At 41.1% G+C, this 13322-nt stretch carries 14 protein-coding genes; 3 read left to right on the forward strand and 11 right to left on the reverse strand.

What is annotated here, in order from left to right; all coding sequences use genetic code 11:
• Positions 1-5 precede the first annotated feature (5 nt).
• From CLV99_RS17205 to CLV99_RS17245, 9 genes are read right to left on the reverse strand one after another with little or no spacing between them, the layout of a single operon-like run.
• A complete protein-coding gene (locus tag CLV99_RS17205; protein WP_133585744.1) occupies positions 6-467 on the reverse strand; it encodes a hypothetical protein in 462 nt (153 codons plus the stop codon).
• Position 468: 1 nt separating this feature from the next.
• The gene (locus tag CLV99_RS17210; RefSeq protein ID WP_133585745.1) at positions 469-897 is read right to left on the reverse strand and encodes a hypothetical protein; all 429 of its coding nucleotides are present in this window, start codon (positions 895-897) and stop codon (positions 469-471) included.
• Complete coding sequence (locus CLV99_RS17215; protein ID WP_133585746.1) at positions 897-2030, reverse strand: beta-ketoacyl-ACP synthase III; 1134 nt, start codon at positions 2028-2030, stop codon at positions 897-899. Before CLV99_RS17215 ends, CLV99_RS17210 begins: the two co-directional genes overlap by 1 nt.
• 3 nt (positions 2031-2033) lie before the next feature.
• The gene (locus CLV99_RS17220; protein ID WP_133585747.1) at positions 2034-2939 is read right to left on the reverse strand and encodes a dialkylrecorsinol condensing enzyme DarA; all 906 of its coding nucleotides are present in this window, start codon (positions 2937-2939) and stop codon (positions 2034-2036) included.
• Between the two features lie 3 nt (positions 2940-2942).
• Entirely contained in the window at positions 2943-3836 is an 894-nt protein-coding gene (locus tag CLV99_RS17225; protein WP_133585748.1) for an LpxL/LpxP family acyltransferase, read from the reverse strand.
• A 12-nt stretch (positions 3837-3848) separates the two neighbouring features.
• Positions 3849-4097: an acyl carrier protein gene (locus CLV99_RS17230; RefSeq protein WP_133585749.1), complete on the reverse strand. Its 249-nt coding sequence runs from the start codon at positions 4095-4097 to the stop codon at positions 3849-3851.
• Positions 4090-5316 carry a beta-ketoacyl-[acyl-carrier-protein] synthase family protein gene (locus CLV99_RS17235; RefSeq protein ID WP_133585750.1) on the reverse strand — a complete coding sequence of 409 codons (1227 nt, stop codon included), beginning with the start codon at positions 5314-5316 and terminating at the stop codon, positions 4090-4092. Before CLV99_RS17235 ends, CLV99_RS17230 begins: the two co-directional genes overlap by 8 nt.
• A gap of 6 nt (positions 5317-5322) precedes the next feature.
• Positions 5323-6054: a 3-oxoacyl-ACP reductase FabG gene (gene fabG / locus CLV99_RS17240; RefSeq protein ID WP_133585751.1), complete on the reverse strand. Its 732-nt coding sequence runs from the start codon at positions 6052-6054 to the stop codon at positions 5323-5325.
• A 2-nt stretch (positions 6055-6056) separates the two neighbouring features.
• Positions 6057-7580, reverse strand: a complete 1524-nt coding sequence (locus tag CLV99_RS17245) for an HAL/PAL/TAL family ammonia-lyase (protein WP_133585752.1) — start codon at positions 7578-7580, stop codon at positions 6057-6059.
• 184 nt (positions 7581-7764) lie between these two features.
• On the opposite strand from CLV99_RS17245, the gene CLV99_RS17250 reads away from it, so the two are divergent.
• A complete protein-coding gene (locus tag CLV99_RS17250; protein WP_133585753.1) occupies positions 7765-9033 on the forward strand; it encodes an NAD(P)/FAD-dependent oxidoreductase in 1269 nt (422 codons plus the stop codon).
• A gap of 31 nt (positions 9034-9064) precedes the next feature.
• Here the strand turns inward: CLV99_RS17250 and CLV99_RS17255 are convergent, their stop codons facing one another.
• Both CLV99_RS17255 and gltX read right to left on the reverse strand, forming a co-directional pair.
• Positions 9065-9913 (reverse strand): sugar phosphate isomerase/epimerase family protein, encoded by an 849-nt coding sequence (locus CLV99_RS17255; protein WP_133585754.1) that lies wholly within the window; start codon positions 9911-9913, stop codon positions 9065-9067.
• A 31-nt stretch (positions 9914-9944) separates the two neighbouring features.
• Complete coding sequence (gltX, locus tag CLV99_RS17260; RefSeq protein ID WP_133585755.1) at positions 9945-11465, reverse strand: glutamate--tRNA ligase; 1521 nt, start codon at positions 11463-11465, stop codon at positions 9945-9947.
• Positions 11466-11597: 132 nt separating this feature from the next.
• Here gltX and CLV99_RS17265 point away from each other — a divergent pair, with 132 nt between their 5' ends.
• Complete coding sequence (locus CLV99_RS17265; RefSeq protein WP_133585756.1) at positions 11598-12821, forward strand: sensor histidine kinase; 1224 nt, start codon at positions 11598-11600, stop codon at positions 12819-12821.
• Entirely contained in the window at positions 12802-13320 is a 519-nt protein-coding gene (locus CLV99_RS17270) for a DinB family protein (protein WP_133585757.1), read from the forward strand. The genes CLV99_RS17265 and CLV99_RS17270 overlap by 20 nt, the downstream gene beginning before the upstream one ends.
• The last annotated feature ends 2 nt before the right edge of the window (positions 13321-13322 follow it).

Raw genomic sequence — 13322 nt, forward strand, 5'->3', positions numbered from 1 at the left:
AGCTATTAAGGTTTACGTTCTTGTAAGAATAAATTAATCTCGGCCTCCGCAATCTGGTCACCAAGGACCTCCGCAATCACCGACATGGTACAGATGGTATATCCCGCCCCCTCAAATTGAGAAACCAAACGAGCAGTCGTACGGATACGCTGTTCTTTCTTGGGCAGGCATTCAATACATACACTTTTAATGGCGGATATAAAACCAATCACCCGCTCATCGACTTCCGGATTATAATCCTCCGTATAATAGTTCTGCCCAACAATCGAAGAGCAGGTCTGGGCCATATGCTCTATCAACCCCACCTCCTGCAGGAACTCGTCAACCAAAAATATACAATCGCTCTCAATCGTATACTCACAAATAACATGCCCTTGGCTGATTTCGACGATATAATCCACCATCAACATAGGCGCCCTATGTGGCAGAAACTCATGGATAGGTATTTTTATAACGCCTTCTGTCATATTATCCCGTTGAAGCGATTACTGTTTTCATCTGCGCAGAACCTATACTCTCCTGCCCAATGTATGTTTCTATATGTACCAAGGTAACTCCCATAAACTCCTGGATAATCTCCACCTTACTGGTCAAAACCTCTCCCACCAAGGGCAATCGGTGTACCTCTGCTTTCTGAATGGAACCAATATATCCAGTAGGCGCCTGTTCCTCACGGATATAATAACTATATCCTGTATGTGCAGCCACCGACTGTGCCATATGCTCTAATAAACCGCTTTCCTGTAACTGACCTCCAGCCACAAATAGATTGTCCGTCCTGATTTCAAAATCAACAACCACCGTCTCTGCCGTATAATCGAGCAACCTATCAATCATAACCATAGGAAACCGCTGCGGAATCAGCTTGATAATATGTTCACCTTGCACAGGAAGCATTAGCACACGGTTAAATAAGCATAGGAATAGGTAAACCGGGCACTCTCGGGCACACATAGTAGGATTCGCTGACCGGATTTCAATTTTCCAGAATTCACCAGCTCTTCCAACATAAGATATACTGAACCTGCTCCGACATTACCAACAGAACGGAGATTCATAAACCATTTATCTCTGGTAATCTCGATTCCTGCCTTGGCAAAGCGATTATATAGTCCATCCACAAAATAATGCGAGGACACATGAGGCAATAAATAGTCGATATCATCAGGAGTCACACCATGCTTCTCCATTGCATCTTTCATACTTTCTACGCCTTTATCCAAAATATACTTATCGAGCAACTTGGTATCCTGCTTGACTGCAAATATCGACTGATTGAGCCATTCTACAGAGGGATAATCACTAAAGGGTTTTAACTCACCATTAGCTAACTTTTCCGAACCCGCATACATACAGACGTCCAACTCATGAGCGTAAGAATATCCTTCTACCCAATCCATCCGTAAAGACAATGGACCTCTTGGTTTATTCTCCAAAAGCATGGCACCTGCTCCATCAGAAAGCATCCACCGTAAAAAATCCTTATTAAAAGCAATGATTGGCTGTTCTTCCAAATCTTTCAGATTTTCCACCTCCTTATTGTAATGATCAGCCAACATCCACGAAGACATCCGCTCCGATCCGGTACACACCGCATTGTCCGTATTTCCGGCCTTTACCGATAGATAGCCAAATTTTAGTGCATTCATCCCTGCACAACAATTGCCTGAGGCAGAATTGACCTCTGACTGACCATTCTTCAGTTCGCCATGAACCATTACAGCATGCGATGGCATCAAATAATCCGGCGAGGAGGTGCCGCAAGATATCAGTTGAATATCTGACGCCTTAAAATCTTCATCCAATAGATTGCGGATAGCATTAGCAGTCAACAAGACATTGGTATGGGTAGGTACCCCTTCTTTCGTAAGGGCATAATACCTCGTCTGTATACCATTGTTGCGTAAAACAATACGCTTCGCCTTTGATTCTCTATCGTTGATCTTACCCAAATAAGTCTCCATATCCTCATTGACAATGGGATCATTGGGCAAAAATTTACTAACACGATTTATAAAAACTTGATTCATTTACTAAATACCTTGATAATGTACCTTCTCCTTTTTAATTTTTGCAAAATATAAAATCGGGAAAAGCACTAATTCGATTAAAAATACAATAGGTGACAGAAAATATATCGCAAAAATCACGTAATATTTAAAACAGTTCACCAGCAGTTTACGTTTTTTAGGATTTTTTAAAATTAGTGTAGACCAGATATGGAACATACGGTTTGCCTTTTTATCCATAGACACCAAGAAAAACCGATAGTCCACAGCCCCCTGAGCAAGTAAATGAGACTGCATACCCTCAAAATTACTATGCTGCAGATGCGAGAGAATCGTCTCCCCATATTTACCTGCTCCTTTGATCTCCCCCTCAGCAACCCCGGGCATAGGGAATATACCATAGGCTTTACGCTTTACACCTGAAAATAACCAATCTACAATAGTCACTACAGAAATCATATTATGATGCCTGTCTGTGAGCGCGATATTACCAACCAACTGGGCACCATTTTGAAGCAACAAGGCTTTTACCTTATCCTGTGCCTTAGCCCACATATTACGGGACCCGCTAATGGTTACAACGGGCGTATCCGCTAATATACGCTTGGCATATAGACTCTTTAAAAATGAATTAATTGGAATAGAAGGTGTCAAATACCAGACCTGATAATGAAATAATACCAAGTCGTACTTTTGCTCTAAAACAGCTGTCGCCGGAGGGTGAATCTCTTCCGGAATTTGCTGAAAAGTCTCTGGAAAGACATTAAAAAAAACATCACTACGCCAGGGGAACGGGAAAGAGTGTACAGTTCTGATTTCGTAAAAATCAACGTGTACTTCTTCATTGTCCAATAAGGGTTGTGCTATTGATTTGGCTATATCTTCCAGTTGTCCAGACTGGCTATAATAAATTACTAAAACATTTTTCATAACCTAAGGGGAAGCCTTCTCCTTTCTATTCCAAAAATCAAAAAAATTAAACCACTGTAATGGATATCGGGACAAAATCCCCTCGACACTCTTTACATAAAAATCCAATGCAGCCTGCGCGTCTCTACGTTTTACAGCATCACACCTCCGTGCATACAGATGGTAATGACTATTAGTCTCTTTCATCACATATACGAATATAATGGGGACGCCCAATCTTGATGCCAAATGGAAAGGCCCCGCGGGGAAAAAGGCTTTCTTACCTAAAAAATCAGCTTCCAATACCTTTGAACCTTCAAAATAACGGTCGCCTGTAAAACAGATCAGCTCATTGTTCGAAAGCGCGTCGTTAATATTGAATACATGAGACATATCCTCCTTGATGTAGATATGTTTAATAGTCGATTTTTTGGAAATCTGTTGCAGGTATTCCTTGATGACAGACACCTCTTGATCCACTGTCACTTGATTAATCTGAAAGCTCAAATCAAGATCCGAAAAAAACTGTTCCGATATTTCGAAATTACCAACATGGGCAGAAATCAAAATCCCTCCACGCCGTTCCTGCAGAACCTCTTTTAAAGATTCAATACCATCAAAATCATAGGTAAACTGGTTGCGCATACCCGCGGAAATGGCGACTTTGTCAATAATAGTCTGCCCAAACACAAAATAAACGCTGTATACCTTCCAAAATGAGGTCCATTTTGAAAAGCCCTGTCGCTGATGCAGGTAATAGAAAATATTACTAAAACTTGTGGGATAAAACAGGAAATAATAAAGGGCTACAAAAACAAGAAGTCCGTAAGCTGTACGGACACCAAATTTCTTAATAAAGAAAACAAATATTTTATAGCCAAGGAGTGTTCCTTTCGACTTTCCGTCCCATTGGCTCATGGTTGTCTAAAATTATTTTGCCAATATTTTATTTTCGATAACATTATAGAAGTCCTGAAAGGTAGTCATCCCTGCAAAATCCGCTTCTCCCAACTTGACACCAAAATTAGACTCAATCAACACGACTAAATCCACATAATCCAAACTATCTAAATCAAGAGACTCTCTAAGAGGAGCTTCTGGCTGTATCACCTCTGCATCCACCTCAAATTCCTCTACCAAAATTTCATTTATCGTCTGCTTAATATCCGCGTTACTCATTATTAAATTTCTTAACTACCACCGCTGAATTTGTTCCACCAAATCCAAAAGAATTTGACAAATATATGTCAATTTCTTGTTTTATTGTTGATGAAACTAAATTTAATTCCTCCAACCCACTATCTACCTGCTTCAAATTAATATTAGGCGCAATAAAGCCATGTTGTAACATCAATGTAGAATATACAATTTCGCTCGCCCCGGCCATCCAACATTCGTGTCCAGTCATAGACTTTGTTGAACTCACGAAAGGCTTACCTCCAAATACCTCCAATATCGCCTTTCCCTCATTAGCGTCACCAATCGGTGTAGATGTCGCATGGGCATTGATATAGTCCACTTCATCCGCGGCAATACCCGCCTGCTCCAGTGCGCGACGCATCGCCATCGCCGGTCCATCGATATTGGGTGTAGAAATATGTCCCCCATTGGAAGAAAATCCATATCCCAATACTTCAGCAATAATAGGGGCTCCACGTTTTACCGCAGACTCATAGCTCTCCAAAATAACTGTAGCTGCTCCTCCACTGGGTACTAACCCCGTGCGGTCTATATCAAATGGTCGGGAAGCCGACTCAGGATGTTCGATATCTTCGGCAAATACACCAAGGCCATCAAAACTAGCCATCGCATAGGGGTTTATTTCTTGGGCCCCACCACAGATAATCATATCCTGCAGTCCCTGCTTGATAAACATATAGCCTAGACCAATTGCATGCGAACCACTCGCACAGGCCGCACTAATGGTCATATTAACCCCCTTTAGCCCCAAGATTGTTGCCAGGTTCATCGTGACTGTCGAGTTCATCGACTTAAAGATTGCCCCCGAACCGATGAGCTGGGTATCTTTTTTCTCACGGACTATATCTGTCGCTTCTATTACCGCTTTTGAAACACTATCATTACCGTATAGAATACCGACTTCATTCGCGTCAATATAACTCTCATCAATCCCTGCATGCTGCAAAGCCTCACGAGTAGCAACATAAGCATATTCAGACTCTTCGCCCATGCTTATTCGCTGCCTTCGTGTCAATTCGTTTTTGAGGTTCGGGACCGGTACCATTCCTGTTAGGGGCGATTTGAACCCAAATGCTATTCTAGACTCGTCAACCACAATACCAGACTTACCTTCGAATAGGGACTTTCTCACCTCTTCCAAATTTGTCCCTATGCAAGAATAGATACCCATCCCTGTAATCACGACCCTTTTACTCATACGTATCTAGGAATAAATACCACCGTTAATATTTATAATTTCACCCGTAATATAACTAGATTTTTTTGATGCTAAAAATGAAATTAAATCCGCAACCTCCTCCACTTTCCCAAAACGATTCGCTGGAATAAGCTTAACGAGCTCCTGTTCATCCATTTCTGCCGTCATATCCGTTTGGATAAACCCCGGAGCTACCGCGTTTACAGTAACATTACGCTTGGCAACCTCTTGTGCCAGTGCCTTTGTCGCTCCAATCACTCCCGCCTTAGCAGCAGAATAGTTAACCTGCCCTGCTGTACCCTTGACTCCAGATACCGACACCACATTAATAATACGCCCATAGCGATTCCGCAACATTTTCTGAATAAAAAAATTAGTTACGTGAAAGAATCCATTCAAAGAAACATCCAGCACATTTTGCCAATCTTCTTTTTTCATCCACATGAACAAGCCGTCCTTAGCAATGCCTGCATTATTGACAACAACCTCTACAATGGCATCCGGATGCTTCTCTACCCAATTTGACAAAGCCGTATTTACCGCCTCCTCGTCAGTAACATCAAACTTTAATACTGCACCACTTCCCCCTTCCTCCTCGACCAGACGTAAAGCTTCCAAAGCAGCAGCCTCATTGCCTTGATAGTTAATCAAGACAAAATACCCCAAATCAACAGCTAATTTTTGACAAATCGCGCGACCTATCCCTCTAGATCCTCCGGTTACTAATGCACACTTCATAATTACGCTTTTTTCATTAAGTATTCTTTAACAGATTGAATCGCCATGTATAAAGGTTTGTCCTCCGAAAAAGCAGGGATGATAGCTCTTATAGCGGCATAAATCTCTTTCGTACGAGTGGACACCAAGTCCTGACAAGAAAGAATATCAATAGCCTGAGCAACAGATATCAACTGTATAGCCAATACTTCATATGCATTGATTATCACTTTATGGGTAATCACCGCAGCATTAGTCCCCATACTCACGATATCTTGATTATCATTATTATTAGGGATACTATGGACGTACATCGAGTTGGAAAGCGTCTGATTCTCAGCTGTCGTAGAAGTTGCTGTAAATTGTGCTCCTTGCATTCCAAAATTAAATCCAAGCTTGCCCATGTTAACAAAAGGAGGTAATATTTCATTAATCTTAGCGTTCATCAAGTAGTTCAACTGACGCTCCGACAACATCGTCAACCGTGTGATAGCCAACTTCAGCTTATCCATTTCCAAAGAGATATAATCTCCATGAAAATTGCCGCCATGGTATACATTTTGGTCTTCAACAGATATGATAGGGTTATCACTTACGGAGTTCACTTCATTTTCTAAAATCTGCCCCACCTGCTCTATAGTCTCCAAAACAGGGCCTAAAATCTGGGGAACACAGCGTAATGAATAATATTCCTGTACTTTGTCTTTAAATATCTCTTCGAGGTTATTTCCTGAATAGAGGTCTTCTTCACGCTTGCGAATCAACTTAGAATCCGCTAAATGACTCCGCATCATCGCTGCAATATCCTGTTGTCCTTGGTGTTTTTTCACTTCATTGAGCGTCACAGAATAATGATCATCATGTGCTTTCGCCAACTCATTCATAATAGAAGACAACTCAACCGACCAGGACAACAGCTGTTTGGCATGAAAATAATTGACCAGACCGGCACCGGTCATGACCGAAGTACCATTTATCAACGATATCCCTTCCCGAAGCTCTACAGCTATGGGCGCCAAGCCCAACTCAACAAATACTTCGTTTGTCGGTCTTCTCTTATTTTGGTATACCACCTCTCCTTCGCCAATCAATGTCAATGCAAGGTGCGCCAACTGTACCAAATCCCCACTAGCACCTACACCACCATGAGCAAAAATAACTGGAGTAATATTACGATTGATGAATTCCTGCAACAGCTCCAAGACAGAGATATGTACGCCGGACTTTCCTTTTGAAAGGTTACATAAGCGGGTAAGCATAGCGGCCTTAACAATATCCGGGGGGAGTAAATCGCCTGTACCAGAGGCGTGGCTACGAATCAGGTTATACTGTAACTGAATACGATCGGCGTCTTGAATACGATATTGTGCCATCGGACCAAAACCTGTATTCACACCGTAAATAACCTTGTCTTTAATAAATGACTTCAAAAAGCTAAAACTTTCTTTTACAACTTCGACGGTATCGCTGCTCAAGCCTACCGGTTTCTGATTTAACAATACGTCTGAAAACTGATCTAATGAAAGATCTTTATGGATAGAAATCATTTAATATATAGGGTCTTTTTTACTTTCAATTTTTAGATTATCTTCTTTTCTCACCAAGATAATTAAGTACCTTTGTCAATAGCTAATTGCAAAAATAATACATTTCCGTTATAATAAAATCCTTGATTAAAGAGGAGTGCTAAATATTTGATTTTATTTAGCTTTAAATTGAATTCTGCATAGAATGAATACAAGCGAAGTTGACATTTTGATTATCGGAGCAGGCCCTTCTGGCTGTGTGGCCGCAGGGTACCTACAGCAACAGGGCGCAAATATCAAAGTTGTGGAAAAGAGCAAATTTCCCAGGCTAGTAGTCGGAGAGAGTCTCATCCCTCGTGTCATGGACCACTTTGAAGAAGCTGGCCTTTTGGGCAACCTAGACAAGCAGAATTTTCAAAAAAAACCTGGTGCTCGTTTTATACGAGGACAGGTTATCAGCATTTTTGATTTTAGTCAGAAATTTGGTGAAGGCTGGGACTGGACCTGGCAGATCCCGAGAGCAGACTTTGATATGGTCATGGCACAGACCCTTATCGACAAAGGCGTGGACATCAGTTTTGAAACAACTGTTACCGCAATATCTTTTGAAGGCACAAACTCTGTCACTACCGTTGTAGACAAAGAAGGAAAGGAATCACAGATTAAGGCCAAATTTGTAATTGACTCTAGTGGGTATGGTCGGGTATTGCCGAGACTACTCCATTTGGATAAACCGTCAAAACTGAACCCGCACTCTGCAATCTTCTCGCATGTAAAGGATATTAACAGACCTGAAGGAATCGAAGGCACTCAAATTTCGTTTGATGTACTAGACACTGAAGTCTGGCTTTGGGTAATTCCGTTCTCCAATGGAAATACCAGTCTTGGAATAGTCGCAGACACCGCATTTATTGAGAAACTGGCAGAAAATGGAGATACCGCACTCGCTTTACAAAGGGCTATCCAACTTTCAGACTTCTATGTCAAACGATTTGCGGGAACGGAGTTTCTTTTTGAGCCTATACATTTGAAAAACTATTCGGCAGCGGTCACCAAAATGTATGGAGATGGCTTTGCGCTTACCGGAAACAGTTCCGAATTTTTAGATCCGGTATTTTCATCGGGCGTATGCTTTGCCACCGAATCGGGCATCTTAGCCGCTAAACTGGCATGGAGGGAAATAAACGGTGAACAGATCGATTGGGAAAAGGATTTTACACAGTATATGCAACGGGGCATCGATGTATTCACGACATATGTCAAAGAGTGGTACACCGGAAATCTGCAAACATTATTCTTTCACAGACCCGAAAATCTGGATGTTAAAGAAAAGGTCTGTGCTGTATTGGCTGGATATGTATGGAATGAGGAAAACCCATTCGTCAAGAAACATAACCGTGTCATCAGATCTATAGCCTATATGCTGGAAAACAATAAAGAACTATCTGATAATATTGAAAAAACATATAAATAAGAAAAGGAGGTTAAAAACCTCCTTTTCTTATTTACTTTATTAGCTTTCTAAAGTTTGCCACACTCACGCAAACATCTTTTTTACTATTCTCCCAATTATATTCATATTCGGCAGACAGCATTCCTTTAAACTTCTGACGTTTCAATTCATCAATGACCCCCTGCAAAGGCAACTTACCCGTCCCCCAGTGTACATCATGCGCCTTCTTATTTCCAAACTCATTCAAATCTTTAAAATGAAGATGAAATATATGCCCTTCCAACTGTTTTAGGCAAGCGATCGGATCCAAACCTGAACGCATCCAGTGCCCTACATCTGCCGCTGCACCCATTAATTTGCTCCGACCTTCCAAAGACTTTAGGACAACTTCTGGATTCCAGTATTTGGAAGGTTCAGGATGATTATGCAATGCCGCCTTAATCTGATACTTGTCACAAAGACGGGATACAATATCCAAATGAGCATCCGATGGCTCTACATTGATAACCTGTATCCCCATGTCTTTTGCAAAAGCAAAAACCTTATCCCATTCCTCAGCATCCTGCGCTCCTACCACACCGAAAGCGTGTAAAGTCACTCCTTTTTCTTTCAAAAGTTTCTTAACAAGACGCCTTCCCTCGGAGGATAACTGATAGCCCATCTTCTCTGTACTACCTGCACCGATAGTCTGTCCCGGATAGGCTTCAACATAGCCCAGATTACAGCTATCTAACTTGTCTAAAGCTTCAGCGAAGGAAAACAAACGAAAGGTATAAGCCTGTGCACCCAGCTTCCAACCGAGGCGTTCCTCTGGTCTATCTTTGGATGATTTACTAGTGCTGAAGGATAAAAAAAGTACCCCCAGCGCAATCACAAGCATAAATAAATTGATCTTTCTCATAAAGTTTGGTTTAGATTCTAAAGAATCTAAGTTAACCATTAAATATATCGAGTGCAATTTTTACACGCTTTATAACTTCTTTTTTTCCAAGAAGCTCAGCGATAACAAATACATCTGGTCCAAATTTTCCTCCAACCAACATGATACGGAAAGGCATCATCAGTTCTCCAATTTTCATTCCTGAAGCTTGTACACGCTCTTTGAAGAAAGGTTCTACAACTGAAGCTTCCCAATCCAACGGTTCAAAATCCACCATAATATCTTCGAAGAATTTAGTTTTATCGGCATTCCATTTAGGCTTGACCGCATCGACGTCATAACCCGCTGGTGACTGGAAAAAGAAAGACGCCTGTGCCCAGAAATCAGACAAATAAGTCATTCTCTCTTTCACGACCGACAATACTTTAATAACGGCATCATCTTCAACGGCAGTAGCACCGTGTTCTGTTAGGCTATCCTTTACAAGTGGTAAAAGATCAGTATCAGTGCTGTTTTTAATCCATTCGTGGTTGAACCATTTCGCTTTTTCAAAGTCGAACTTAGCTCCGGATTTATTGATTCTATCGACCGAGAACTTGGTAATCAACTCAGGCAATGTAAATATTTCTTGTTCTGTCCCGTCATTCCAGCCCAACACTCCCAACATATTGACAAAAGCCTCTGGTAAGAAACCTAACTCTCTAAATCCTTTCGTCACGTCGCCGGTTTTGGCATCGGTCCAGTTCATTGCGTATACCGGAAATCCTAATCGGTCTCCATCACGCTTACTCAACTTACCATTACCATCTGGTTTTAAGATCAATGGTAGGTGTGCCCACTGCGGCATTTGATCAGCCCAGCCTAAATATTCCCAAAGCAATAAATGAACAGGTGCCGAAGGCAACCATTCCTCACCTCTGAATATATGTGATATCTCCATCGCCTTATCATCAACAACTACTGCTAAGTGATACGTAGGCATGCCATCTGCTTTCAATAAAACTTTATCATCGACTAGCTTTGTCTCAAATGAAACCCGCCCACGAATCATATCATCAAAAGAAACAGTATGGTCCTCAGGCATTTTAATACGAATGGTATGAGGCGCATTGGCATTTAATAATTCTTGCGTCTCTTCGGCCGACAAATTCAATGAGTTACGTAAACCCAGCCTATTCTCATGTGAATAACGGAAGTTAGGCTCCACTTGTCTGAGCGCATCAAGCTCCTCCGATGTATCAAAGGCATAGTAAGCATAGCCTGCTGCAACCAATTGTTCTGCATACTGTCTATAAGATGGTTTACGCTCACTTTGACGATAAGGACCAAAAGCGCCAGGCTGGGAAGGACTCTCGTCCGGCAAGATACCACACCAAGACAAACACTCGTTAATATACTCTTCTGCTCCCGGAACAAAACGAGTCTGATCGGTATCTTCAATTCTTAGGATAAATTCTCCGTCATGCTGTTTTGCAAACAGATAATTGAACAAGGCTGTCCGTACTCCACCTAAATGTAATCCTCCTGTAGGACTTGGTGCGAAGCGCACTCTAACTTTTTTCTGCGAACTCATATCGCAAAATTACTTATTTCTAAATGATTCCTGTAATATAGAATCTGTAAAGTTATAAATTAAGGCAAGCCCCCATATTTTAAAAGAAATCTTCAATAAAATCGTTATTTTGCATATCGATTCACTAAAAAAATGAACCCATACAAGTATAATAAACAGGTTTGGAAAATCGTACTGCTGTTTTTCGCAGCAATGATTGGCATCGCCTCGCTCCTATACACCAATTACCTAGTTAAAAATCTATCCTCATCCGAACGGACCAAAGCAGAGGTATGGGCCATGAGCACACGGAGTATTATGTCCATGCCTGATGTGGATGACGAATTTATCAGCTTTGTCTATGCCGTACGGGATAGTCTATCGCTACCGGCAATTATTACAGACGCAAAAGGAAATATTATTTTTTGGAGAGACCTTGACAGCACTAAAACCAACATACAGGCAGAAGTCGAGCATAAAAAAGGATTGGTATACGATACCGATTACTTTCAAAAACAACTGCACACAATGAAAGGCATGCACCCTCCTATCATGCTGGATTTAGATACAGGCGAATCCTGGTTTGTCTATTATAAGGACTCCAGTGCACTACAACAGCTACGTATATTTCCTTACATACAGCTTTCACTTATTGCTATATTCCTGGTTATAGCTTACACGGTATTTAATTCCATCAAGAAATCAGAGCAAAACCTCGTATGGGTAGGTATGGCAAAAGAAGCGGCACACCAACTTGGCACCCCCATATCTTCACTAATGGGCTGGATAGAGCTCATACGACTAAAATACAATGCTGAAAATGATGATGTAGTCAACGAAATGGAACGGGATGTACAAAGACTAGAAATCGTAGCAGACCGTTTTTCAAAAATAGGGTCCACCCCCTCACTTTCCAATCACAACGTCTATCTCGTAGTCAACGATTTCATGAACTACTTCAAAATACGGACAAGTGACAAAATCACTTTTATATTAGAGGGGGACAGACATGTTGAAGCAATGTTGAATGTGCCATTATTTGATTGGATTATAGAAAATTTATTAAAAAATGCGGTAAATGCGATTGGAACAGAGGGCACTATAAAAGTATCGATTACTGAAAATATTGCAAAAGAAGAAATTTTTATAGACATTAGTGATACGGGGAAAGGTATTCCCCGTTCAAATTTCGAAACCATATTCCAACCTGGATTCACCACAAGAAAAAGAGGGTGGGGACTGGGATTAAGTCTAACTATGCGTATGGTTAGCTACCATAAAGGGCAAATTTTCGTTAAAGAATCAGAAATAGGAAAAGGAACAACTTTCAGAATAATACTAAAAAGCAACTTAAAATATGAACCTACTCAAGTCTGATGAATACCCAGCCATATACGACGACTATATCGAAACGATTGTTGGCGACATAAAAGAAGAGCTCATAAATCAGTTAGAGACTTTTCCCGACTTTATAAAAGCAATTCCTGACGAATTAGGAACCTATACCTATGCTGAAGGAAAATGGACAGTTAAGGAAATCCTCTGCCACATCATCGACACAGAGCGCGTCATGGCCTATCGCGCTTTACGCTTCGCGCGAAATGATATGACTGCCCTTGCCTCCTTTGAACAGGATGAATTTGTTGCCAATGGAAGACATAATGAAAGGACATTCGAGAGTATCATTGAAGAGTTTATTATGGTTCGAAAATCAAACCTCATATTATTCGATACATTCAATGAACACGAATTAGCGCGAAAGGGAATGGCATCTGATCGACTAATCAGTGTACGGGCCTTTATCTATGTTGTCGCTGGCCATCTAAATCACCATCGAATAATTTTACAGGAACGATATCTTAAAACTCAAGAATAAAG

The sequence above is a fragment of the Sphingobacterium yanglingense genome (genome assembly GCF_004363245.1).
GTDB classification, from domain to species: domain Bacteria; phylum Bacteroidota; class Bacteroidia; order Sphingobacteriales; family Sphingobacteriaceae; genus Sphingobacterium; species Sphingobacterium yanglingense.